23 protein-coding genes and 1 riboswitch are annotated in these 23,420 nt (G+C 63.9%); of the genes, 11 read left to right on the top strand and 12 right to left on the bottom strand.

The features are described 5' to 3' along the window. Positions 1-11: 11 nt before the first annotated feature. The 4 genes from J1M86_RS10215 to J1M86_RS10200 form a co-directional block, all read right to left on the bottom strand. A complete protein-coding gene (locus J1M86_RS10215) occupies positions 12-1,337 on the bottom strand; it encodes a hypothetical protein (protein ID WP_206509707.1) in 1,326 nt (441 codons plus the stop codon). 9 nt (positions 1,338-1,346) lie between these two features. Continuing rightward, positions 1,347-2,399, bottom strand: coding sequence for an NlpC/P60 family protein (locus tag J1M86_RS10210; protein WP_206509706.1), 1,053 nt, complete (start codon positions 2,397-2,399; stop codon positions 1,347-1,349). A gap of 295 nt (positions 2,400-2,694) precedes the next feature. After that, the gene (locus J1M86_RS10205) at positions 2,695-3,252 is read right to left on the bottom strand and encodes a C40 family peptidase (RefSeq protein ID WP_206509705.1); all 558 of its coding nucleotides are present in this window, start codon (positions 3,250-3,252) and stop codon (positions 2,695-2,697) included. A 15-nt stretch (positions 3,253-3,267) separates the two neighbouring features. Then, a riboswitch (cyclic di-AMP (ydaO/yuaA leader) is annotated at positions 3,268-3,435 on the bottom strand. Between the two features lie 115 nt (positions 3,436-3,550). Continuing rightward, complete coding sequence (locus J1M86_RS10200; RefSeq protein WP_206509704.1) at positions 3,551-3,832, bottom strand: hypothetical protein; 282 nt, start codon at positions 3,830-3,832, stop codon at positions 3,551-3,553. A 137-nt stretch (positions 3,833-3,969) separates the two neighbouring features. On the opposite strand from J1M86_RS10200, the gene J1M86_RS10195 reads away from it, so the two are divergent. Next, positions 3,970-5,700, top strand: a complete 1,731-nt coding sequence (locus J1M86_RS10195) for a DEDD exonuclease domain-containing protein (protein WP_075840532.1) — start codon at positions 3,970-3,972, stop codon at positions 5,698-5,700. Between the two features lie 55 nt (positions 5,701-5,755). Next, entirely contained in the window at positions 5,756-6,031 is a 276-nt protein-coding gene (locus J1M86_RS10190) for an Lrp/AsnC family transcriptional regulator (protein WP_075840530.1), read from the top strand. 3 nt (positions 6,032-6,034) lie between these two features. Here the strand turns inward: J1M86_RS10190 and trpD are convergent, their stop codons facing one another. Together trpD and J1M86_RS10180 are read right to left on the bottom strand one after the other, a co-directional pair. Beyond that, positions 6,035-7,108: an anthranilate phosphoribosyltransferase gene (trpD, locus tag J1M86_RS10185; protein ID WP_206509703.1), complete on the bottom strand. Its 1,074-nt coding sequence runs from the start codon at positions 7,106-7,108 to the stop codon at positions 6,035-6,037. An 83-nt stretch (positions 7,109-7,191) separates the two neighbouring features. After that, positions 7,192-7,668, bottom strand: coding sequence for a hypothetical protein (locus J1M86_RS10180; RefSeq protein WP_075840526.1), 477 nt, complete (start codon positions 7,666-7,668; stop codon positions 7,192-7,194). Between the two features lie 150 nt (positions 7,669-7,818). Here J1M86_RS10180 and J1M86_RS10175 point away from each other — a divergent pair, with 150 nt between their 5' ends. The 4 genes from J1M86_RS10175 to J1M86_RS10160 all read left to right on the top strand — a co-directional run bounded on the left by J1M86_RS10175 (position 7,819) and on the right by J1M86_RS10160 (position 12,331). Further along, positions 7,819-8,430 (top strand): heme-copper oxidase subunit III, encoded by a 612-nt coding sequence (locus J1M86_RS10175; RefSeq protein WP_075840525.1) that lies wholly within the window; start codon positions 7,819-7,821, stop codon positions 8,428-8,430. A gap of 189 nt (positions 8,431-8,619) precedes the next feature. Beyond that, positions 8,620-9,402, top strand: a complete 783-nt coding sequence (locus tag J1M86_RS10170) for a c-type cytochrome (RefSeq protein ID WP_139318283.1) — start codon at positions 8,620-8,622, stop codon at positions 9,400-9,402. Continuing rightward, entirely contained in the window at positions 9,399-10,610 is a 1,212-nt protein-coding gene (locus J1M86_RS10165) for a ubiquinol-cytochrome c reductase iron-sulfur subunit (protein ID WP_274611673.1), read from the top strand. The genes J1M86_RS10170 and J1M86_RS10165 overlap by 4 nt, the downstream gene beginning before the upstream one ends. Next, positions 10,607-12,331 carry a cytochrome bc complex cytochrome b subunit gene (locus tag J1M86_RS10160; protein ID WP_075840521.1) on the top strand — a complete coding sequence of 575 codons (1,725 nt, stop codon included), beginning with the start codon at positions 10,607-10,609 and terminating at the stop codon, positions 12,329-12,331. The genes J1M86_RS10165 and J1M86_RS10160 overlap by 4 nt, the downstream gene beginning before the upstream one ends. 679 nt (positions 12,332-13,010) lie before the next feature. Here J1M86_RS10160 and J1M86_RS10155 read toward each other — a convergent pair. Together J1M86_RS10155 and J1M86_RS10150 are read right to left on the bottom strand one after the other, a co-directional pair. After that, a complete protein-coding gene (locus J1M86_RS10155) occupies positions 13,011-13,427 on the bottom strand; it encodes a cytochrome c oxidase subunit 4 (protein WP_206509702.1) in 417 nt (138 codons plus the stop codon). Between the two features lie 18 nt (positions 13,428-13,445). Further along, complete coding sequence (locus tag J1M86_RS10150) at positions 13,446-14,531, bottom strand: cytochrome c oxidase subunit II (RefSeq protein WP_206510034.1); 1,086 nt, start codon at positions 14,529-14,531, stop codon at positions 13,446-13,448. A 222-nt stretch (positions 14,532-14,753) separates the two neighbouring features. Between J1M86_RS10150 and asnB the strand changes: the two genes are divergently transcribed. Next, on the top strand, positions 14,754-16,679 hold the full coding sequence (asnB, locus tag J1M86_RS10145) for an asparagine synthase (glutamine-hydrolyzing) (protein ID WP_075840519.1): 1,926 nt from the start codon (positions 14,754-14,756) through the stop codon (positions 16,677-16,679). A 20-nt stretch (positions 16,680-16,699) separates the two neighbouring features. Here the strand turns inward: asnB and J1M86_RS10140 are convergent, their stop codons facing one another. From J1M86_RS10140 to J1M86_RS10130, 3 genes are all read right to left on the bottom strand, one after another. Next, positions 16,700-17,674: a carbohydrate kinase family protein gene (locus tag J1M86_RS10140; RefSeq protein ID WP_075840517.1), complete on the bottom strand. Its 975-nt coding sequence runs from the start codon at positions 17,672-17,674 to the stop codon at positions 16,700-16,702. 178 nt (positions 17,675-17,852) lie between these two features. Beyond that, positions 17,853-18,203 (bottom strand): iron-sulfur cluster assembly accessory protein, encoded by a 351-nt coding sequence (locus J1M86_RS10135; protein ID WP_019665976.1) that lies wholly within the window; start codon positions 18,201-18,203, stop codon positions 17,853-17,855. Positions 18,204-18,324: 121 nt separating this feature from the next. Beyond that, on the bottom strand, positions 18,325-19,392 hold the full coding sequence (locus tag J1M86_RS10130) for a glycerate kinase (protein WP_206509701.1): 1,068 nt from the start codon (positions 19,390-19,392) through the stop codon (positions 18,325-18,327). A 132-nt stretch (positions 19,393-19,524) separates the two neighbouring features. On the opposite strand from J1M86_RS10130, the gene J1M86_RS10125 reads away from it, so the two are divergent. The 4 genes from J1M86_RS10125 to J1M86_RS10110 all read left to right on the top strand — a co-directional run bounded on the left by J1M86_RS10125 (position 19,525) and on the right by J1M86_RS10110 (position 22,699). Next, positions 19,525-20,187, top strand: coding sequence for a DUF3043 domain-containing protein (locus J1M86_RS10125; protein WP_075840515.1), 663 nt, complete (start codon positions 19,525-19,527; stop codon positions 20,185-20,187). A 13-nt stretch (positions 20,188-20,200) separates the two neighbouring features. Next, on the top strand, positions 20,201-20,800 hold the full coding sequence (cobU, locus tag J1M86_RS10120; protein ID WP_206509700.1) for a bifunctional adenosylcobinamide kinase/adenosylcobinamide-phosphate guanylyltransferase: 600 nt from the start codon (positions 20,201-20,203) through the stop codon (positions 20,798-20,800). A 76-nt stretch (positions 20,801-20,876) separates the two neighbouring features. Beyond that, on the top strand, positions 20,877-21,917 hold the full coding sequence (gene cobT, locus J1M86_RS10115) for a nicotinate-nucleotide--dimethylbenzimidazole phosphoribosyltransferase (RefSeq protein WP_307786620.1): 1,041 nt from the start codon (positions 20,877-20,879) through the stop codon (positions 21,915-21,917). A gap of 2 nt (positions 21,918-21,919) precedes the next feature. Next, positions 21,920-22,699 carry an adenosylcobinamide-GDP ribazoletransferase gene (locus tag J1M86_RS10110; protein ID WP_241259749.1) on the top strand — a complete coding sequence of 260 codons (780 nt, stop codon included), beginning with the start codon at positions 21,920-21,922 and terminating at the stop codon, positions 22,697-22,699. Positions 22,700-22,747: 48 nt separating this feature from the next. Here J1M86_RS10110 and J1M86_RS10105 read toward each other — a convergent pair whose 3' ends face one another. Continuing rightward, complete coding sequence (locus J1M86_RS10105; protein ID WP_075840683.1) at positions 22,748-23,179, bottom strand: GtrA family protein; 432 nt, start codon at positions 23,177-23,179, stop codon at positions 22,748-22,750. Positions 23,180-23,420 lie beyond the last annotated feature (241 nt).

The raw sequence follows: 23,420 nt of genomic DNA, 5'->3' as shown, positions 1-23,420 counted from the left end.
ACCACCGTAGGTCAGCGTGACTGCTGCAGCACCCACGCCCCCCATGCCTGCAAGAACTCCGGGGTACCCATCTCCGTTGCTGCCCTCAGCGCCTCATCGACTTCGGTCGCATTCTTAGCACCGGTGGCGAGCTGCGCGTACAACCCAAGCAATGCCTGCTCGCCGAACTGCTCGACCACGAAGGCGCAGATCGACCACGCCGACTCGTAGGCCAGCGTCGCCCGCAACCCACCCGCGGTGAAGTCCGAATCCTCCGGGAGCACAGTCGGCGCTCCACCCGCGGCGACGACCCGACTCAGCGTCGGCGCAAGTCCGGCGAACTCGGCACCGGAACCGCGATAGCCCGAGAAGTCGGCGAACCCCTCGAGCAACCACGTCGGTGACCCGTCGACAGTGTCCGCGCGTGCTGCCACGTGCGTCAGCTCGTGCCGAAGAACGGATCTGGTCGTGAACTCGGTGAGCAGGTCCTGCGCGGCAGGACCGAACACCACCCGTTGACCCGACACCGGACGATCCGGTTCGATTGCGTCGGACACCGTGACCGCCGCGACGTCGGTGGCCGCTCGTGCGTCGCCGACGGAGGCCGCGAATTCCTCGGGCGATCGCGAGGAAAAAATCAGTGCGGTCTGCGACCAGTCCGAGCCGTAGAAGTCGGACACCGCGTCGACAGCGGCCGGCAGCTCACGAACCAGCCGGTCGATCAGCACTCCATGCTCGGGAGGTCCTACTACAACGGACGTGCCGCCCCTGGTCGATACGGATGTTGCGTTGACCGGCCCGAAGTCCCAAGGCCCGCGCCACGTCGGACGATCCGTACCGACAGCGGTGTCCGAGACGATCCGCCATTCATCGTCTCGTTTCGCGAGTAGCAGTGACACCGGTCGGCGAGTGGGGTCTGCGTCGGGCCCGGTGACCGCGAAATTGAGAATCACCGACGGTGCCCAGACGTCGGCAGCGTCGAGCGGTCCTGCGACAGCGGACGGAACGGGAACCTCCGGTTCGTCCACGACTTCGTATTCCCACTGGTCGAGCGGCACAGCGGCGAGATTTTCGGCACGGCGCAATTCCGAGTCGAGGAAACCGGGAGCGGCCGCCGGATCGATCACATCCGCGATGGCGTCCTGGTCGTTGGTTCGAACTGCCTCCGACCAACGCCGGAGCAGTGATTCGGCGCCCTCGCGTCGTTGCTGCTCGTAGGGGTTGACGACGGTGGTGGTCGAAGTGTCGGAGCCGTCCCCTCCCGACGATTCGCTGGGCGGGGACGCTGAGCTACACGCCGATGCGAAAACGAGGAGCGTGCACAGCAGGCTCGCCGAGAAGAATCGAGACCGGGTCACTACCGAAGATCAGTAGCGTCGAGCGCCGTAGAAGGGGTATGACGCCATCGACTGAACCTTGACGGGAACACCGTAGGTGGACGCGTGCAGAACGTTGCCGTTGCCCGCGTACAGCCCGACATGTGAGGCGTTTGGATAGAACAGGACGAGGTCGCCCGGCTGAAGGTCCTTTTGGTCCACCGGGGTACCACCGGCCGCTTGCGCTTGACTCGAACGTGGGAGCGTCTTACCCACCTGCTTGTACGACCAGACCACCAGACCGGAGCAGTCGAAACCGTCGGGGCCGGCAGCCCCCCAGGAGTACGGCTTGCCGACCTGAGTCAGACCGGCCTGAAGGGCTCCGGAGGAGGACCCGGGCACAAGACCGGACAGGAGTTTCGACAGATCGAAGCCCTCCGGTAGCGGTGATCCGGCGAGTTCGGCCTGTTCGGCGCCGGAGAGTGCGTTGTAGCTCGCCACTACCTCCGCAGTTTGTTCCTGCAACTGACTCTGTTTCGCCTGCAGATCGTCGCTTACCACCCGGGCCTGCTCAGCGGCTGTACGAGCCAGATCGACGGCCGCTTGCGACGCCTCCTGCGCAGCCGCCGCGTCGGCGCTGGCCTGCTTGAACTGCTCTACCTGACGCGTTGTTTCGGCCGAGATGATGTCGAGGGCCGACATCTGGTCGAGTAGCTGCTGCGGCGAATCGCTGACCATGACAGCGAAAAGGCGATTGGTTCGGCCGCCCTGATAGTTGACATTGGCGACCTTGTCCATGGCGGGCTTGAGCTCCGCGAGCGCCTGCTGTGCCCTGGTGAGGGCGTCCTGGTTCGCCGCGAGAGCAGCGTCGGCGTCACGCTGCGCGGCAATCTTGGCATCGAGGTCGATCTGCGCGTTGTGCAGAGCTTCCGTGGTCTGCTCCGATTCGCGTGAGAGCTCTGCCAATCTGGTCTGCGCATCGGACGCAGTGTCGATACCTGGCTGAGCGTGCGCTATTGCTCCCTGACCTGCGATCAGGAATACGGCAAGCACTGCTGCAACAAGGACGCTCAGCTTGGAACGATTGACTATCGGTGTCGCCACGAAAGGTGACTCTCCGTTTCTGCCTGGGAGGCCTGAGGGGCCAGCGTAACGGTTCGAAAAACAAACCCTACCCACGAGTAGTGGGTAGCGGGCAGGAATTCGGTCGGAAAACCGCCATTTGTTGGGATTCGATCGAAATAATGGGTACTCGGCGGACTCGGTCAGGTTACGGAACGGCCACAATCGTGTCCACCCGTGTTGTCCATCGAGGAGGCACCGAACCAAACAGAACAGCACCAGAGCGCGCCGACGAGTCGGTGCGCTCTGGTGCTGTGATGAAACGCGGTCGCGAAAATCAGTAGCGACGCGCTCCGTCGAACGGCATGGAATCGACAGGTGCCACCTTGACCGGCACACCGGATGTGGACGCATGGATCACGTTGCCGTTGCCCGAGTAGATGCCCGAGTGCGAACCGCCGTAGAAGGAAACGACGTCACCGGGGCGCAGATCCGCCTTCGAGACAGGCGTGCCAGCGGCTGCCTGGTCGTAGCTGGTACGGGGCAGGCTGACACCGGCCTGCTTGTATGCCCACTGGACGAGACCCGAGCAGTCGAACGAATCCGGGCCCGAAGCGCCGTAGACGTACGGTGCGCCGATCTTCGTCTCCGCAGCCTGAACGGCCTTCGCTGCCGGCGTCACCTGGGGTGCGACCGGAGCCGGGGCGTTAGGTGCGGGAACCTGAGCCGGAAGCGGCGGCATACCCGGAATCTCGGGGATCTCGAACGTTCCGACACCGGGGATGGTGATGGGGGCCGCCATTGCGGGGGCAGCGGGAAGAATGACCGCACCGGCTGTGATCGCACCGGCTACGAGAATTCGACGCAATGGGCGGGTTGAAGTATGTGACGCCACGAAAAGTTGTGCTCCGTTTCTTCCGTTCATCCGCCGACCGAGTTAGCTGACGGGTTCGGGCTGGGAAGATCAGCCCTACCCGCGTCATCACCGTGAAGGCGACTTAGCGGGATTCACCCCAATGGAAATCGGGTTCCCGGTACGGGCACTCTCACGAGCGGCCCGATTAGGCGGTGACTTGCGACGCCACTCCGGTGTGGACTGGCGAGACTCCGCAAGGTCTCAGGAAGGTTACGAAATGGCATACCCCTGTGTCGACCCCAACGCGCCCAACGCGCGTGAACAGTTCGCTTCTGCACTACATGGCATGCCGATTCGCCCCAGTGTCACGAGTGGATAACGACTCGCCCACAACCCGGTCGTTCGCGTCCACCACGAGGCGCAATCGCGGCACCAGGCCGCTGTCCGCAAGTACGTCCATGGCGCCCAATTCTTCCTGGTCGAAAGCCATTTTGGACAGTTTCGACACCGCCTCGGTACCGCCTCGGCCGGCCCGACCCGGGGCACCGAGGAGCACCGTGACAACGCAGTCGGCGCACGCGATATCGCGGACCTTGCAATCACCACAGTCGACGATCATGTGATCCTCATCTCTTTCATCGAGTCAGCCCGGAATTCCGGCTGTCGAACGAGAACCTAACGACAGGCACCGACACGAACCGCCGAGCCGGCGGACTGTCAAGGGACTGTCGGTGGGCCGCGCTAGCGTCCACGATCGTGAGCCTTCCGATCCAGCTGAGCTTCGACGAACTCGACACTCCGTTGCACGAGACGACCTTCGTCGTAGTCGACCTCGAAACCACCGGAGGCAGCGCCGACACCGAGGCGATCACCGAGATCGGCGCCGTGAAAGTCCGCGGCGGTGAAGTCGTCGGCGAGTTCGCCACACTGGTAGATCCGGGCCGGTCGATTCCCCCGTACATCGTGGAACTGACCGGAATCACCACCGCGATGCTGATCGGAGCGCCCCGCATCGAACGAGTCCTGCCGGGGTTTCTCGAGTTCGCACGTGGATCCGTACTCGTCGCGCACAATGCCCGCTTCGACATGGGGTTCCTCCAAGCCGCCGCGTCACGCCTCGATATCGCCTGGCCCAGGTTTCGAGTTCTGTGCACGGTGAAGCTCGCGCGGCGCGTACTCACCCGCGACGAGGCCCCATCGGTGAAGCTGTCGGCCCTGGCCTCGCTGTTCCAGGTCGGTACGCAGCCGACCCACCGCGCACTCGACGACGCACGCGCCACCGTCGACGTTCTGCACGCCCTCATCGAGCGCGTGGGCAATCAGGGCGTGCACAGCTACGCCGAACTGGTCGACTACCTCCCAGCTGTCTCGGCCGGACAACGCGCCAAGCGCACACTGGCCGCTCACCTACCGCGCACCCCGGGCGTCTACCTGTTCAAGGGTCCCGGAAACGAGGTCCTGTACGTGGGCACGTCGAACAACCTGCAGCGGCGCGTCCGCAACTACTTCACCGGTTCGGAAACGCGCGGGCGGATGAAGGAGATGGTCGGACTGGCAGTCGGCGTCGACCATGTCGAGTGTGCGCATGCCCTCGAGGCAGGAGTTCGCGAATTGAGGTTGCTGAGCGCGCACATCCCGCCGTACAACAGACGATCGAAATTTCCGAAGAAGGGGTGGTGGATCACCGCCACCAACGAGGCGTTCCCTCGACTTTCCCTCGTCCGTGCACCGGCCCCGGGTTCGATCGGGCCCTTCGTCGCTCGAGGTGACGGCGCTGCGGCCGCTGCCCTGATCGCAGAATTCACCGGCATCCGAACATGCACGCGGCGGATACCGATCTCCGCCACCCACGGCCAGAACTGCCCACCCGAGGCGGTCGGTGGATGCGCGGCAGCGACCGCAGGAATCGTCACGGCCCAGGAGTACGAGAGCGCACCGGCGCTGTTCCGCGAACTCGCGCTGGGCCGTGACGATCACATCCTCGATGCAGTTCGATGCAGAATCACCGAACTCGCCGACGCCGAACTGTTCGAATCGGCCGCACGCATGCGCGACCGACTCGCAGTCCTTGCCGACGTACTGAGAAACCTGCACCGCCTCTCCTCGATCACCGACATCGCCGAGTTGATCGTCGCGCGCAAAGATTCGGCAGGCGGGTGGGAACTAGCAGTGATACGACACGGCCGGCTGACGGCCGCCGCGACGGCTCCTCGCACGGTGCACCCGATGCCCGTCGTCGAAGCGATCGTCGCCGGGGCGGAAACCGTAATTCCCGACTCCACTCCCCTCCGGGGCGCATCACCCGAGGAAGTCGCGCTGATTGCTCGCTGGATGCACTCGGACGGGGTCAGAATCGTTCGGACGACAGATGGTTATGCAGAGCCCCTACACGGCGCCGGGGCATGGCGCCAGTGGTGCGGCGTCGCACGCACAGTGTCCCGGCGTGAACGAGGGATGAACGAACCGACAGTGCGCCTGGCAATCTAAGCTCGGTCTCGGCACGTGATCGACACCTGATCTTCCTCGGCTGCAAAGGAGCCCCATGATCAACGCCATCGTCATGATCGACGCCGAGGCACACGCCATTCCGGAGACAGCGCAGGCTGTTGCCGACGTAGAGGGTGTCACCGAGGTGTATTCCTGCGCCGGCGACGTCGACTTGATCGCCATGGTCAAGGTTCGCGATCACCAGAGCATCGCCGACGTGGTGACTCAGCGCATCAACAAGGTGCCCGGGGTACTGAACACCGCGACCCACATCGCGTTCCAGTCCTACTCCAGCGCGGACATCGAGGCAGGCTTCTCGATCGGAGAGTGATCGTCAGTCGAGCTCGTTGGACCGTGACACCCACCGGTTGAGGAGGTCTGTGGTCGCACCCGTATCGATCGCCTTCGCTGCGCGCTCGAGACCGTCGGCAAGACGAGCGTCGAGCTGGACCGGGTCGATGCCACCGGAAATCCCGTCGAATGCCGTGAGCGCCGCGGCCGCGTTGAGCAACACCGCATCGCGCACCGGTCCCCGATCTCCCGAGAACACCGCATGCGCGATAGCAGCGTTCGTTGCTGCGTTGCCGCCCTTCAGCGCTTCGATCGGCACCAGGTCCAGCCCGAAAACTCCTGGATCGATCTTCGCCTCGGTCACCGAGCCATCGGATACCACGAAGACGGTCGTCGTCGTCGACAATGTGATCTCGTCCAACCCGTCGTCACCGCGCACCACCAGTGCACTGGCCCCGCGCTCTGCAAACACCTCGGCCACCACGGAGACGAGGGGGGCGAACGCACATCCGATCAACCCGGCTCTCGGTCGTCCCGGGTTTGTCAAGGGTCCCAACACGTTGAACACCGTGGGGATCCCGATCTCCTTGCGAGGAGGCCCGGCGAAACGTAGTGCGGGGTGATACACCGGCGCGAAACAGAAGCCGATCCCGACGTCGCGGACTGTGGTGGCAACGCCCGCGGGTCCGAGGCCGAATTTGACCCCCAACGCTTCCAGTACGTCCGTCGTGCCGCTCTGCGAGGACGCGGCACGGTTTCCATGTTTGACCACGCGTGCACCCGCGGACGCCGCCACCAACGCCGCCATCGTGGAAATGTTCACCGTGTCGGCACCGTCGCCTCCGGTTCCCACGACATCGACCGCAACCGGATCACAATCCACCAGTGTCGCGTGCGCAAGCATCGAATCAGCGAGTCCACGAACTTCTCCCGGCGTCGGACCCTTCATTTTCAACGCCACGCCGAAAGCAGCGATCTGCGCAGCCGTGGCGTTGCCGGACATGATTTCGTCCATCGCCCAGCTCGTGTCCTCGCTGGAGAGATCAGCATGAGACGTCAACGCACCCAGCACCATTTTCCACGTCCTGCTCGGTGCGCCGCTCTTCGATTCGGTCATTCGCTCCCCATGCCTCCCTCGACCGCCGGCGCTCGACCGTCGGGCTTTTCGTCGATGCGGCCTCCCGACTTGCGTGGAGAAGCTTAGTCAGCGGTGGGTGCGCCTGGTTGCAGCGCGTCCCAGCCCGCGACGACTCCACCTCTACGTTGGGCAAGACCCGCCATCCGGGAGCGCTCCTGCGAGCAGTGCAGGGCGTCCAGAATTTGCACACGCTGCAGCGTCACCTCGACCCCGGCGGCCACGTCCACCCTGCTCGAGCTCGCGTTGATCTCCGGTACCGGTGACGGGGAATCCAACAGTTCGTAGCCGTCCTGCGCAACCACCGATGCGGCGTCGGAAACCGTTTCCACCGGCAGCACGAGGTGATGCCGGAACACTGCTTCTTCGTCGACCCGCCACCCGGTTTCCTTCGCCCCGCGATCCAGCGCCGCCGAACACGACTCCGCGTCATCGAACGACGACGCCACGATCACCAGGTCTGGCCGGCTGGAGTCGAGCGCCTTCCTGGTCGACCGGGAAAACAGTCGCCGGAACCAGGATGCGCCAGCGTTCGTTGCCATGAGGGAAGCCTTTCTCGCAGTTCGCAGCCCGTCGCCACACTGGTCGCGACCTGGGCTTTTTTCGGGGCCGCCTGAACCGAGCACATCGGCGACGCGCCAACATCGGACCCGAGTATGCCTCCGGTACTACGAACAGTCATACTTCTCTTTGTGACGAGCGCTGTAGGGACTCAAGGATCGGCAATCACCCAACGCGTGCACTCGCTGAACCGCCCCAATATGGTCAGCGTCGGCACCATCGTGTGGCTGTCGAGCGAACTCATGTTCTTTGCCGGACTTTTCGCGATGTACTTCGTCGCGAGGGCGCAAGCCGACGGAAACTGGCCACCGGAACCGACCGAGCTCAATCTGACGCTCGCGGTACCGGTCACCGCGGTGTTGATCGCGTCCTCGTTCACGTGCCAGCTCGGCGTTTTCGCAGCCGAGCGAGGCGACGTGTTCGGACTGAGACGTTGGTACATCATCACCCTGGCGATGGGCGCGTTCTTCGTCGCCGGCCAGGGCTACGAGTACTACCACATGGTCCACGAGGGAACATCGATTTCGTCGAGCGTGTACGGATCGGTCTTCTACATCACGACCGGCTTCCACGGACTTCACGTCATCGGCGGATTGATCGCGTTCGTGTTCCTCATTACCCGAACCCTGGTCAGTAAGTTCACGCCTGCCCAAGCGACCGCAGCGATCGTGGTGTCCTACTACTGGCACTTCGTCGACATCGTGTGGATCGCTCTCTTCGCCACCATCTACTTCATTCGTTAGAGCAGTTCAATTGTTTTCACTTCGCCAACCGCAGCGGACGTTCGATATCAGCCCCCGACGTTCGGTCCGTCCCGACACGACAAGGGATAGAAGATGAGTTCATCTCCCCCAGCAGCATCCGGTGGCAACACCGACGGACTCGGCTCAGCCGAGTCCGTCTCGGCCGTCAAGAGCCGACGTGGACGCAAAATGCGCCGCCGGGTCACCGGCACTCTCGTACTCATGATGGGTCTGCTCAGCGCAGGTTTCCTCGCCTCGGCACTCACGCCGACACCCCAGGTCGCCACTGCTCAGCTGGACTCCGCTGCGTTGATTCGCGAGGGAAAGCAGCTCTACGACACTTCGTGCGTCACGTGCCACGGTGTGAACCTGCAGGGTGTGCAGGACCGCGGCCCCAGCCTCATCGGCGTCGGCGAAGCGGCCGTGTATTTCCAGGTTTCCTCGGGACGTATGCCCGCTGTGCGAAACGAAGCGCAGGCGACCCGGAAGCCACCGAAGTTCGACGACAAGCAGATCGACGCCCTCGGCGCCTACATCCAGGCCAACGGCGGTGGACCCACCGTCGTACGCGAGAGCAACGGCGAGATCGCTCAGTCCTCACTCGCCGACGGAGACATTGCGCGCGGCAGCGAGCTGTTCCGCCTCAACTGCGCTTCGTGCCACAACTTCACCGGTGAAGGCGGAGCGCTTTCATCCGGCAAGTTCGCGCCGCCGCTCGGACCTGCGAACGAACAGCAGATCTACACGGCCATGATCACCGGTCCGCAGAACATGCCCAAGTTCTCCGACCGGCAACTGACGCCAGAGGAGAAGGTCGACATCATCTCCTACGTCAAATCTGCCCAGGAGACTCGTCCCGCAGGTGGTTGGGATCTCGGCGGCTTCGGCCCCGCCACCGAGATGATCGCAATCTGGATCATCGGAATCGGTGCCGTCGTCGGCGCAACAATGTGGATCGGAGCTAGGTCATGAGCGACGCTGAGTCCGGACGCAATGCCGGCGATCACGGCGACGGTGTCGATAAGAACGACGCCGACAAGCTTGATGTGAACAAGCAGTACACGGACGAAGAGCTTGCGGGAATGACCCGTGAGCAACTGGTGGAGTTGGGTACCAACCTTGACCACGTCGATGTGGCCTACCGCCGCAACCGATGGGCTGTCGAGGGAACTCGGGCCGAGAAACGAGCCGAGCGCAGCGTTGCTGCGTGGTTCACACTCGCCGGTATCTCCGCCGTTGCCTTCATCGCGATCTACCTGTTCTGGCCGTGGGAGTACGCAGGAATCGGCGACGAGAACTATGGCGCCTACTCGCTGTACACCCCGCTGATCGGTCTGACGATGGGCCTCGCCATCCTCGGCGTCGGCGTAGGCGCAGTGCAGTTCACCAAGAAGTTCATCCCTGAAGAGGTATCGATTCAGGATCGCCACGATGGCGGCTCATCGGAGGTCGATCGAAAGACCCTCGTCGCGGAGCTGGGCGATTCGTTCGAAACTTCGACGCTCGGACGCCGCAAGGTGATCAAGCGGTCACTGCTCTTCGGTGGTGGCGCGCTCGGAATCATGACGATCATGCCCCTCGGCGGTTTGATCAAGAATCCGTGGGCAGAGGGCGACGATTCTCCGCTCTGGGTCTCGGGCTGGACTCCGCGCTACGCTGGAGAGACGATCTACCTTCGGCGCGATACCGGTCGACCTCACGACGTCGTTCTGGTGCGCCCCGAGGATCTGGATGCCGGAGCTATGGAGACCGTTTACCCCTTCCGCGAAGCGGATCGCGATGACGATCACGCATTGCTGATGTCGCTGCGAGGTATTCGCAATTCTGTGATGCTCATTCGTCTGCGCACCGAAGATGCAGCAACGGTCATCAAGCGCAAGGGCCAAGAGAGCTTCAACTACGGCGACTACTTCGCTTACTCCAAGATCTGCACGCACCTGGGTTGCCCAACGTCGCTGTACGAACAGCAGACCAACCGCATCCTGTGCCCCTGCCATCAGTCTCAGTTCAACGCCCTCGAGTACGGCAAGCCGATCTTCGGACCGGCTGCTCGGGCACTTCCACAGTTGCCCATCACGGTCAACGAGGACGGCTTTCTCGTGGCAGGCGGGGACTTCGTCGAAGCCCTCGGGCCCGCGTTCTGGGAACGTCCCAACCGCACGTTGGAGAGTGACTCATGAGTCCTTCGCTGCAAACCCTCGCGGCCAAGCAGGCCGATGGTGTCGACAGCCGCTATCACCTCGCACCGGGCCTTCGTCGGCAGATCAACAAGGTCTTCCCGACGCACTGGTCCTTCTTGCTCGGCGAAATCGCGCTGTACAGCTTCGTCATCCTGCTGATCTCGGGCGTGTTCTTGACCCTGTTCTTCGACCCATCGCTCAGCGAGGTCGAGTACAACGGCATCTACGAGCCGCTCCGCGGTGTGACGATGTCGCGCGCCTACGCCACCACACTCGATATTTCCTTCGAGGTTCGCGGTGGTTTGTTCATGCGGCAAATCCACCACTGGGCCGCACTGATGTTCGCGGCGTCGATCATCGTTCACATGATGCGCATCTTCTTCACCGGTGCGTTCCGGCGCCCACGTGAGGCCAACTGGGTCATCGGTAGCCTGCTTCTCATCCTGGCGATGTTCGAGGGCTTCTTTGGATACTCCCTCCCCGACGACCTGCTCTCCGGCACCGGTCTTCGCGCCGCATTCTCCGGCATCACGATGAGTATCCCGATCATCGGAACCTGGATGCACTGGCTGATATTCGACGGTGACTTCCCAGGCACGATCATCATTCCGCGCCTCTACGTCGCTCACGTTCTACTCCTTCCTGCAATCATCCTTGCGTTGATCGCTGCTCACCTGGCCTTGGTCTGGTACCAGAAGCACACTCAGTTCCCCGGGCCGGGTCGCACGGAGAACAACGTCGTCGGCGTTCGGATTCTCCCTGTGTTCGCAGTCAAGTCCGGCGCGTTCTTCGCCGTCACATTCGGCATCCTCGCGCTCATGGGTGGGCTCATCCAGATCAACCCGGTGTGGAATCTCGGTCCGTACAACCCGTCACAGGTATCCGCCGGTGTTCAACCGGACTTCTACCTGATGTGGACAGACGGCATGGCGCGGCTCTGGCCGGCGTGGGAGATATACATCGGCGATCGCTACACGATCCCTGCAGTGTTTGCCGTCGCGTTGATCATGGGCCTCGTATTCGCGATCATGATCGCTTACCCGTGGATCGAAAAGCGGCTGACTGGCGACAATGCGCACCACAACCTGCTCCAGCGTCCGCGCGACGTGCCGGTCCGCACCGGTATCGGCGCAATGGCCATCTCGTTCTACGTCGTACTGACGCTGTCGTGCATCAACGACATCATCGCGTACAAGTTGGACATCTCGTTGAACGCCATGACCTGGATCGGGCGTATCGGCCTGCTGACCCTGCCGCCTATCGCCTACTTCGTGGCGTACCGGTTCTGCATCGGTTTGCAGCGCAGCGATCGTCAGGTTCTCGATCACGGCATCGAGACAGGCATCATCAAGCGTCTGCCGCACGGCCAGTACGTCGAGGTCCACCAGCCACTCGGTCCGGTGGACGACCACGGTCACCCGATCCCACTGCCGTACCAGGGCGCCGCAATCCCGAAGAAGATGAGCAAGCTCGGTTCCGCTGGCAAGCCCGGTTCGGGATCACTGTTCCGTCCCGACCCCGTCGCCGAGAGCAAAGCCCTCGAGGATGCGGAGCATCATGGAGAGCTCGAACAGCTGAACATGCTCAGGAGCTACCAGGAGTCGCTGTACGGCAACGGTTCCAAAGGCAACGGTTCCAAAGGCCACTCCAACGGTCACGGTGCCGAGGGCAGTGAATCGGACAACTCACCGGCTCGTACGGAAAGCGACAACGAGCGCTAGACGTTGACATGAAGTAGGGCGGCACCTGACCAAGGTGCCGCCCTTTTCGTGTACCCGGGTCGAGTCGGACCGGGTCGCCGTTCCGTACGCCCATCCGTACGCAGGACCGGAGCGCCGAAACGACGGCCCATCATCAGGACCTAGCCCAGTCCACTCCCCTCCCCCACGCCCGACGGGGTCGTCCTCGGGTCGGTGCCGCCCAGGTGACCGAATGCCGCCTTCGCAGCCGCCCAGGTGACCGAATGCCGCCCTCGCACACTCAGAGTGACCGGATGTGACATTCGCTGCCGCCCAGGTGACCGAATGCCGCCCTCGCACACCCAGAGTGACCGGATGTGACATTCGCTGCCGCCCAGGTGACCGAATGCCGCCCTCGCACACCCAGAGTGACCGGATGTGACATTCGCTGCCGCCCAGGTGACCGAATGCCGCCCTCGCACACTCACAGTGACCGGATGTGACATTCGGTCCCGCACGGACCCGCTCGGTCCCGCACGGACCCGCACGGACCCGCCCAGCCCGTCCCCGGCCGCCGAGGCCGAGCCCCAGGCGATCGAATGCAACTCCCCCGGACACCTCGGTGACACTGCGTCTCTTCGACAACTGGCGAGTCAACGACAAACGCGCCGGCTGCCCTTTCGGGCAACCGGCGCGTTTGCGTTTGTTGTGTTGGAGAGTGTCAGTGCTTCTCGGGTCCGAGATGGTACTCGAAGACCAGGCCTGCGGCTGCGGCCAGTACAAGTGCCACGCCCAGTGCGATCATCCACCAGAGCAGGAACGCGAAGCCGACGGCGACGACTGCGCCTGCGGCGGCGAGGAGGATCGGCCAGAAGCTGCCTGGGCTGAAGAAGCCGAGGTCACCCGCACCGTCACTGACCTCGGCATCGTCGAAGTCCTCCGGACGGGTGTCCAGACGACGCGCGACGAACCGGAAGTAGGTTCCGATGATGAGCGTGAGGCCGACCGACAATGCGATGGCTGTGACGCCGGCCCATTCGACACCCGTGCGTGAGAGACCGGTGAAGAGGGCGTACACGATCCCGACGATCAGAAAGAAGACAGTCAGGATCTCGAAGATCTTCGCTTCGATTTTCATTTCAGCATTCTTCCTGGGTCAGTTGCCTTCGGCGACGGATTCGGACCGTTGCAGGCGATCCGTGGTGAACGGGGTGGTGCTCGTGGCGATCGGTGACTGACCGATAGCTTCCAGTGCCTGAGCGTTGTTCAGGCCCTCGCCGCCGTCGGATTCGGGCTTGCGCAGGTCGATGTACTCCTGGAAGTCCTCGGGCGAGACTGCACGCACCTCGAAGTTCATCATCGAGTGGAAGGTGCCGCACATTTCGGTGCATCGACCGACGAAGGCGCCCTCTCGCTCGATCTCGGTGATCTGGAACACGTTGTCCGAGTGGTTTTCCTCCGGGTTCGGCAGCACGTCGCGCTTGAACAGGAACTCGGGCACCCAGAAGCCGTGGACGACGTCCGAGGACGCAAGCTCGAATTCGATCCGCTTGCCGGTCGGCAGCACCAGAACGGGGATTTCCTCGCTCGAGCCGACTGTCTCGATCTTGTTGTAGTGCAGGTAGGACAGGTCCTGCGGGTTGACGCCGTGGATGGCACCGGGGACGAACTCACCGTCCTCGCTGCCCTCTGCTTCCCCACCGGGAGGCGTTGCTGCAGCCTCTGCCGCTGCCTGGGCTTCGACGTCGACGCCGTCGTACCTGGGCTCGCCGTCCTTCAGGTCCACAGCTTGATACCCGAACTTCCAGTTCCACTGGTACGCAGTCACGTCCACGGTCACGTCCGGATCGGGCTGCTTCTCACCGACGTAGTTCTGCACCACGACGGTGAAGTAGAAGAGCACTGCGATGATGACGAACGGCACCGCGGTGTAGAACAGCTCCAAGGGCACGTTGTATGCCGTCTGCCGAGGGAACTCGGGGGAATCCTTCTTCTTGCGGTGGAAGATGACCACCCAGAAGATCAAGGCCCACACGATTACGCCCATGATCAAGGCTGCTATCACCGACCACGTCCACAACTCGCGAATCGACTCACCCTCAGGCGTGATGCCCGAAGGAAAACCGAAACGCAGGACGTCGTTGTCGATGGAGGAGGAGCAGCCCGACAACAGCAACGCGGCTAGGCCGAGAAATGCTGTAAGCCCAGCTCGCCGAAGGATCCGACTCTGCGCCACGTTCACGCCTTCCTGATCGCTCACCACTGAAGAATGAGGGTTTCCACATGCGGATGCCCTAGTACTACGCAGCGTAGACCAAAGGAGCCACGACACCACTGTTGGGTCGTTACCTCGCTCGCACCGTGTCTGCGGCATACTCGGACTTTCCAAGCCGCCGGGTCGCCGACAGGCAAACGTCACCGCGACGGCACTGTTTTTCAACCGCGAAACGAGGTAGCAGACTCTGTGTGTGGACTACTCGGTGTACTGACATCGACCGGCACCGACGCTGCAGGGGTGGACCTCGTCGAATCCGCCATGCACTGCATGCGTCACCGCGGTCCCGACGAACCGGGGACCTGGCACGACGAGGACGTGATCTACGGCTTCAACCGTCTCTCGATCATCGACATCGAGCACTCGCATCAACCGCTCCGCTGGGGACCGCCCGAGAATCCCGAGCGCTACGCGTTGACCTTCAATGGCGAAATCTACAACTACCTCGAGCTTCGCGATCAATTGTCCCGAGAGCACGGGGTCAGCTTCCGCACCGAGGGCGACGGTGAACCGATCGTCGCAGCGTTCCACCATTGGGGCACCGAAGCGGTCCGCAGGTTGCGCGGAATGTTCGCGTTCGCGATCTGGGACAGCGAAAAACGAGAGCTGTTCCTCGCTCGCGACGCCTTTGGCATCAAGCCGCTGTTCCTGGCGACAGGCCCGGGCGGTACAGCGTTCGGTAGTGAGAAGAAGAGCCTCCTCGAGCTGACCGACCTGGTCGGTATCGGCACGGACCTCGATCCCCGCGCAACCGAGCACTACACGGTGCTGCAGTACGTTCCCGAACCCGAGACCCTGCACCGCGAGATTCGACGACTCGAGTCGGGCTGTTTCGCGACACTCTCGCCCGGAACGACACCGGTGGTGACGCGGTACTTCACCCCCAAGTTCCCGGTCAAGCCGTTCACCCCCGGATCCGAGAAGGCGCGCTACCAGGAGATCGCGGAGGCCCTCGAGGACTCCGTCGCCAAGCACATGCGTGCCGACGTCACTGTCGGGGCTTTCCTCTCCGGTGGTATCGACTCGACTGCTATCGCGGCACTTGCAATGCGCCACAACCCCAAATTGATCACCTTCACGACCGGCTTCGAACGTGCGGGCTACTCAGAGGTCGACGTCGCAGCCGAATCGGCAGCGGCGATAGGCGCGCGTCACGTAATCAAAGTTGTCGGCCCGGAGGAATTCGCAGCATCGATCCCCGAAATCGTCTGGTATCTCGACGACCCCGTTGCCGATCCGGCGTTGGTTCCCTTGTACTTCGTCGCCAAGGAGGCACGAAAGCACGTCAAGGTCGTACTTTCCGGCGAGGGTGCCGACGAGTTGTTCGGCGGTTACACCATCTACCGCGAACCGCTGTCGTTGAAGCCGTTCGAGTATCTCCCGAAGAGCCTCCGCCGCGCGGCGGGTTCACTGAGCGAGAGAATTCCTGAGGGCACCCGCGGCAAGAGTTTGCTGCACCGCGGATCGATGACGCTCGAGGAGCGGTACTACGGGAACGCTCGCAGCTTCAACGACGCACAATTGCGTTCGGTGCTTCGCGATTTCCGCCCCGAATGGACGCACACCGACGTGACGGCGCCGATCTACGCCCAGTCCGAGGGATGGGACCCGGTCGCTCGTATGCAGCACCTCGACTTGTTCACCTGGCTCCGGGGCGACATTCTGGTCAAGGCCGACAAGATCACCATGGCCAATTCGCTGGAATTGCGCGTGCCGTTCCTCGACTCCGAGGTGTTCGCCGTGGCCGAGAAGCTTCCCCTCGAACAGAAAATCACCAAGGACACCACCAAGTACGCGCTCCGGCAGGCGCTGGACGGGATTGTTCCCGGACATGTCCTGCACCGCGCGAAGCTCGGGTTCCCGGTTCCCCTTCGTCACTGGCTCCGCGGCACCGAACTCTTCGATTGGGCACACGAGCAGATCGCGGAGTCCGAGACCGATCACATCCTGAACAAGGCTGCCATCACGGCGATGCTGAACGATCACCGCGATGGCAGGGTCGACCACAGTCGCCGACTGTGGACCGTACTGGTCTTCATGGTGTGGCACGGCATCTTCGTCGAGAAGAGGATCGTTCCGAACATCGCCGAACCGTCCTATCCGGTCGAACTCTGACCGGAGTGCCGCCGCTGAGATCAGGCAGGCAGGATGTCACCGATCTCTGCGGCCGCAGCCGAGCCGTAGGCAGCACCGAGTCGCTTGAGAGCGTCGTCGCGCACGAAAGTCCACTCCTGCGTGCCTGTGGTCTCGAGCACCAGTACGGCCACCAACGAACCGAGCTGTGCTGCTCGCTCGACCGAAGCTCCGGCCAGGTGCGCGATCATGAAGCCTGCTCGGAACGCGTCTCCGACCCCGGTGGGATCTACCTTGCTGGTTTCGGGAACGACACCGACGTGTGTCCTCGTTCCGTCCTCGGCGACGATCTCGACGCCTGATTTGCCCAGTGTGGTGACGCGGATCCCGACCTTGGCCGCGATTTCGGCCTCGGACATGCCGGTTTTCTGCCGCAGGAGGCCCCACTCGTACTCGTTGGTGAACAGGTAGGTGGCGCCGTCGATGAGCGCCATCGCTTGCTCGCCGGAGAGCCGCGCGAGCTGTTGTGACGGGTCCGCCGCGAACGGAATGCTCGCCTGGCGGCACTGTTCGGTGTGGGCGATCATCGCCTCGGGATCGTTGGCGCCGATCAGCACCAGTTCGAGCGGGGATTTCGAGGCGAGCTCACCGATGGAGATCTCGCGGGCCTCACTCATCGCGCCGGGGTAGAAGGATGCGATCTGCGCCATGTCCGTGTCGGTGGTGCAGACGAAGCGGGCGGTGTGGGCAGTAGTCGAGATTCGTACACCACCACAGTCCACGCCGTTTGCCTCGAGCCAGGACCGATACTCGCCGAAATCGGGTCCGACTGCGCCGACGAGAAGCGGCGTGCCCCCCAACACCCCGAGTGCGTATGCGATGTTTCCGCCGACGCCACCCTTGCGGATGACGAGGTCGTCGACGAGGAAGCTCAACGAGATGTTGGAAAGCTGGTCCGTGACGAGTTGTTCGGCGAACTTGCCCGGGAAACGCATGAGGTGATCGGTGGCGATCGATCCCGATACCGCGAGAGTCACGTACTTGGGCCTTTCGGTGGTGGTCTGCAGAAAACCAGTCGGGAAAAGAAGCAGGGCGAAAAGCCAATGCTACTGCTCGGTACTCCGTGGTGGCAGAGACGCCCGGCTGTGCTTCTGACAGACCTCTGACCGGCACCCGATGGAATGGGTACCGGTCAGAGGTGTGCGGTGCTCGAGGTCAGTTGAACGAATCGCCGCAGGCGCACGAGCCCGTGGCGTTCGGGTTGTCGATGGTGAAGCCCTGCTTCTCGATGGTGTCCACGAAATCGATGGACGCTCCCTCGACGTACGGGGCGCTCATCCGGTCCACTGCGAGTGTCACTCCGTTGAAGTCCACTGCGAGATCGCCGTCGAGGCTGCGATCATCGAAGAACAGCTGGTAGCGCAATCCCGCGCAACCGCCAGGTTGAACAGCGATGCGCAGCGCGAGGTCGTCGCGGCCTTCTTGATCCAGCAACGCCTTGGCCTTCGACGACGCGGCTTCGGTCATCGTGACCTTGTGCGTGATGGTCTCGTTCGAGACGGTCATGGGCTCTCCCTGTCAGTCGTACCAAACCCGTGAACGACTCAACCGTACTCCGAATGCGGATATTCCTCACGATCACGTCCGAAGCACCGTCTCGCGGCGCGCCGCCCTGATCGGTCCGCCGTCAGGATTGACTGCTCCGTCTCGTGAACTCCTCGGCTGCACTGTTCGCCAGCAGCTCGAGCTGGCGCCCGGCCTCGGACATCGCCTTGTCGATCGAGCCCGCGAAGTCGGCGACCGAGTATGCGCGTGAGATTCCGGTCGAGGCCAGTTGATCCGGGTCGAGCTGGACCTGACCAGCCAGAACGATCGTTTCGACGCCAGTTCCTGCGCCCGCTGTCGCCAGGCGGGTGACCAGTTTCCCGCGTAGTGATTGACTGTCGAACTTGCCTTCACCCGTCAGGACCAGGTCGACCGACCGAAGCAACGCCGCCTGGTCGGTGACCTCGGCCACCACCGCGGCACCGGGCTCGGCACGGCCACCGAGCGCGAACAGCGCGGCGCCGATACCTCCCGCTGCGCCGGCGCCGGCCGATTGCGCGACATCACGGCCAGTTTCCACCTCGATTGCGGTGGCCCATTCGCGGTTGCGCTCGTCGAGCAGCTCGATCAACGGGGCGTCGGCACCCTTCTGTGGGCCGAAGACGTGCGCCGCGCCCTGCTCGCCGAGCAGGGGGTTCTCCACATCGGTTGCCGCCACCAACTCGATGCGCGAGAGGCGCCGCACCGCGGCCGAGAGCCCGCCGAGCGCATCGACCATCCCACGTCCGCCGTCGGTGCAACTGCTCCCCCCGAGACCGACGTACACGGTATCGACATCGTCGATCTCGAGGGCAGCCGCCAGCAGCTGGCCGACTCCCCGGCTCGACGCGGACAGCGCGCTGTGTGTCGTCGGCGGCCCGCCGAGTAGCGCCAAACCACACGCTGCCGCGGCCTCGATGTACGCGGTACTACCGTCGAGGAGCCACCGTGCTCGAGTGGGCTTCCCGAGCGGGCCCTCGACCTCGCGTTCCTGAACAGTCCCGAGCCGGGTGGCCAACACGTCCACGAACCCGGGCCCGCCGTCGGACTGGGGGGCGATGCACATCTCGTCCCCCGGGCGGGCTGCCGACCATCCGCGAGCGATCGCGTGGGCAGCATCGTTGGCCGTCAGCGTCTCCCCGAAAGAGTCGGGCGCAACCATCACTCGCATCGTCAGGAGTGTAAATGTGGGCGCGCCGTTCGGCATGTCCGAACGCCGCGGGTATCCGCCCTGGCAACGAATCGTCGGCGCTTCGACGTGGCCGATGTTCGTTCGGTCGGCGACATCCCATAACCTGGGAGGGTGAAGTTGCTACGTCGCGGGAACTCTGACAATTCGGACGGGGACGACTCGAAGTCGTCCAGCTCGTCTACCTCGTCGTCGGACGAGGCCTCGTCCGTCGAGTCCGTCGGCAAGGGTCGTCCCACGCCGAAGCGGCGCGAGGCCGAAGCGCGGCGGCGTGGACCGGTTCCACCACCGCCGATGACCAGCAAGCAAGCCCGCGAACGCAGGAAAGCCAATCGCGGCAACAAGAACGATCGGAAGAAGGCCTCGGCGGAGCGCCGGGCATCTTCCGCGGATCGCCGCGCACGGATGCTCGCCGGCGAGGACAAGTACCTGCTTCCGCGCGACAAGGGACCCGTCCGCGCCTTCGCACGGGATCTGGTGGACGCGCGACGAAATCTCGTCGGGCTGTTCATGCCGCTGGCACTGCTGTTGATCTTCGCCCTCTTTCTGAGCCCGGAAGTACAGGCCTTCGTCACCTTGGCGATGTTCGTCATGATGGCCTTCATGGTCATCGAAGGCGTGTACATCGGCCGTCAGATCAACAATCGAGTGCGGGAGCGGTTCCCGGATACTTCGGACGGTGGGTTCAAGCTCGGCTGGTACGCCTTCGTCCGGGCATCGCAGCTGCGCAAGATGCGCGCTCCCAAGCCCCGCGTCGAGCGCGGCGCTGCGGTGTGAGGTCTCCTCGCCTGTGACTGCGAGGCCGGACCACTCCCCCAAGCCGCTGCGAGTGCTCGTTCTCGGGGGTACGCGGTCCGGGAAGTCTGCGTACGCCGAGTCGGTTGCGCAGAGTTGTTCGTCGTCGTTGGAGCCTGGGCGCGTCCGATACGTCGCGACGGGTCGGCGCGATCCGAACGACGCCGACTGGCAGGACCGAATCGACGCTCATCGTCGACGACGCCCGCATACATGGGAAACCACGGAAATTTTCGAGTCGTTGCCCGCAACGTTGAGCGCCGGGGCGGACGTCACCATCGTCGACGATCTGGGTACGTGGCTCACCGGCATCATCGACGACCGCGACGCCTGGACACTGCCCCGCGGGACCGTCGTGCCGGAAGGTGATGCCCTCGTCGATGCGGTCGTTCGATGCACCGGAACTGTGCTGCTGGTCAGTCCCGAAGTCGGCTGGGGAGTAATCCCGTCCACTCGGTCCGGACGGTTGTTCCAGGATGAAATGGGCTCGCTGAACGGTCGACTCGCGGCGGTGTGCGACCGTGTCGTGCTGGTGGTGGCGGGATTGCCGCTGATGCTCAAGGACACGCGCGAGCAAGCCGATCCCACTCGATGAAAGGTCGTCAGTGACAACTTCTTCGGAACCCGCCGAACCGACGACGGATTCGGCGGACTCGAACCCGCTCCGCCCGGTGTCGCCGCCGTCGTCGGAGGCGCGGACGCAGGCCGCTCAGCGCCAACGTCTGCTGACCAAACCCGCAGGAAGCCTCGGCCGACTCGAGGGTCTGGGCGACTGGGTCAGCGCTTGCCAGGACCGCTGTCCACCGGCCCCGCTGACACGGCCACGGGTTGTGGTCTTCGCCGGTGATCACGGCATCTCTGCGCACGGAGTGTCCGCTTATCCCGCGGCGGTGACCGGTCAGATGGTGGCCAACTTCATCCGGGGCGGCGCAGCGGTCAACGCGCTCGCCGACGCGGTGGGAGCGTCGGTGCGTGTGGTCGACATCGCCGTCGATGGCGACACCGACCCCTCGGTGAGCACCCACAAGGTCAGACAATCCTCCGGCTCGATCGACCGCGAGGACGCACTCAGCCAAGCCGAGGTGCTCGCGGCGATCGACGCCGGTCGCGCCATCGCCGACGAGGAAGTCGACGGCGGGGCCGATCTGCTGATCGCCGGTGACATGGGCATCGGCAACACGACACCGGCAACGGCCTTGGTCGCTGCCCTTACCGACACCGAGCCCGTCGCGGCTGTCGGTCGCGGCACCGGTGTCGACGACGCAGGGTGGATTCGCAAGACCGCGGCGATTCGCGACGCCATGCGCCGGGCCCGCCCGGTGGTGAAAGATCCCGTCGCTCTTCTCCGTGTGGCCGGGGGCGCCGATATCGCTGCGATGGCAGGGTTTCTCGCGCAGGCTGCCCATCGCCGGACACCGGTGGTTCTGGATGGTTTGGTGGTGACTGCCGCGGCCCTCGTCGCCGAGGAGTCCGCTCGCGGCGCGCGCGAGTGGTGGGTAGCGGGTCATCGTTCCACCGAGCCCGCGCATTCGATTGCGTTGCGCCACCTCCGAATGGAGCCGCTCCTCGAACTCGACATGCGTCTGGGCGAAGGATCGGGTGCACTGGTTGCACTGCATCTCGTCCACTCGGCGATCGCGACTCTCAGTGGCATGTCGACCTTCGACGACGCTGGGGTCAGCACCGACACCCCGGCGCTGTCCACGGACTGACCATGGGTCTCGGTCACACCGTGACCCGCGTGATCAACGGTCCGCGACTGGCCCTGTCCTGGCTGACGGTGCTGCCGGTACGCGGCCCGCACGAGGTCGACCGGGAGGATGCCCGCAGGGCGATTGCGAGCACGCCGCTCGTCGGCCTGCTGCTCGGCGGTGTCAGCGCGTTGTTGCTGTGGGTTCTCGGGATCGCCTCGGTGCACGCAATGCTGGCGGGCCTGTTGGCCGTGTCCGCATTGGCACTGCTCACACGGGGTATGCACCTCGACGGCCTGGCCGATACCGCCGACGGTCTGGGTTGCTACGGTCCGCCGGAACGGGCGCGAGAGGTGATGCGGTCGGGCACCGCAGGCCCGTTCGGCGTCGCGGCCATCGTGCTCGCCCTGACAGTGCAGGCGGCGGCTTTCGGTGCGCTCGCCGACGATCACTCCTGGTGGGCGATTGTTCTCGCGGTCACCGCCGGCCGAGTGGCAGTTGTTCTCGCGTGCCGTCGAGGCGTCTCGGCCGCTTCGGACACCGGTTTCGGAGCGCTCGTCGCGGGAACCCAGCGAAGACTCGTGGCAGCGATATGGACCGTTGCGGGTCTCGTCGCCGCGATGTGGGCCGTCGACGAGCGGTGGTGGCAGGGACCGCTGGTGATTGCGTTCGCGCTCATCGTCGTGCTGGCCGGTGTGCGGCATTGCTCGCGCCGGTTCGGCGGGATCAGCGGCGACGTCCTCGGGGCGACGGTGGAAACGACCACGATGATCGTCGCGGTCGGCTTTCTTCTAGGCCCCTAGCCTCGACCTTTCCGGTCGGCGTCGTATCGAGTCAGCGCACGTATCGAGTCAGCGCACCGTGTCCCGACGTTTGCCTGCAGGGGCGAAGACCCAACCCCGCAGAGCGAGGAATCGCAGACCTCCGATGACTGCGCTGGCGGCAATCACCAGAAGTGCCTGGGTCATTCCAGTGGCAGCGGGTACGAACAGATGTAGCAGGGCGAGCGCCAGCGAGCTGAGGAGAAGCCCGACAAGTGCCAGCGAGCCTGCCTCCCATTGCGCAGCGAACCAGTGCACTCGGTCTGCGGCCCGGAAGGTATGGCGGCGGTGCAGCTCATTCGCCAGCACTGTGCTGACAGTAACCCCGACTGTGTTGGCAACGAAGGATCCGTATCCGGTGAGGAAGAGGAAGACGAGCGCGTAGAGGGCATTACTGGACCCTCCGACGAGCGCGAACCTGGTGAACTGCGCGAGCCAGCCATCGCCGGTAGGGCGCCACAGGGCGACCTGGAACGCTGGTGCAACCGCGGTCACAGAAAGGTCGCGATCGTTTGGGGTCGGGCGTCGAGGGTGACGACGGTGCGTTCGCCGCTCGGCAACCACATTTTCTCCCTTCGGATCCGGTCTGCGTCGCCGAACCTCTGGCGCGGTTCTTCAGGTTTCGCGTTTGGCGCAAACATACCCCATGGGGTATCGATCGGTCGGATGTTCGACACCAAACGTGTACCGCGCCGGTTCTCTC

This window comes from Rhodococcus sp. KRD197, assembly GCF_017168235.1.
In the GTDB taxonomy this organism is placed as follows: domain Bacteria; phylum Actinomycetota; class Actinomycetes; order Mycobacteriales; family Mycobacteriaceae; genus Rhodococcoides.
The sequence above is the reverse complement of the archived record's forward strand: the minus strand, read 5'-3'. Positions and strand labels throughout refer to the sequence as shown.

Coding starts and splice junctions, on each gene's coding strand:
- J1M86_RS10165 (WP_274611673.1), top strand. CDS start 9,399: ATGAGCGACGCTGAGTCCGGACGCAATGCCGGCGATCACGGCGACGGT.
- J1M86_RS10110 (WP_241259749.1), top strand. CDS start 21,920: ATGGGTCTCGGTCACACCGTGACCCGCGTGATCAACGGTCCGCGACTG.
- J1M86_RS10160 (WP_075840521.1), top strand. CDS start 10,607: ATGAGTCCTTCGCTGCAAACCCTCGCGGCCAAGCAGGCCGATGGTGTC.
- J1M86_RS10190 (WP_075840530.1), top strand. CDS start 5,756: ATGATCAACGCCATCGTCATGATCGACGCCGAGGCACACGCCATTCCG.
- J1M86_RS10135 (WP_019665976.1), bottom strand. CDS start 18,203: ATGACCGTCTCGAACGAGACCATCACGCACAAGGTCACGATGACCGAA.
- J1M86_RS10130 (WP_206509701.1), bottom strand. CDS start 19,392: ATGCGAGTGATGGTTGCGCCCGACTCTTTCGGGGAGACGCTGACGGCC.
- J1M86_RS10155 (WP_206509702.1), bottom strand. CDS start 13,427: ATGAAAATCGAAGCGAAGATCTTCGAGATCCTGACTGTCTTCTTTCTG.
- J1M86_RS10170 (WP_139318283.1), top strand. CDS start 8,620: ATGCGCCGCCGGGTCACCGGCACTCTCGTACTCATGATGGGTCTGCTC.
- J1M86_RS10180 (WP_075840526.1), bottom strand. CDS start 7,668: ATGGCAACGAACGCTGGCGCATCCTGGTTCCGGCGACTGTTTTCCCGG.
- trpD (WP_206509703.1), bottom strand. CDS start 7,108: ATGACCGAATCGAAGAGCGGCGCACCGAGCAGGACGTGGAAAATGGTG.
- J1M86_RS10200 (WP_206509704.1), bottom strand. CDS start 3,832: ATGATCGTCGACTGTGGTGATTGCAAGGTCCGCGATATCGCGTGCGCC.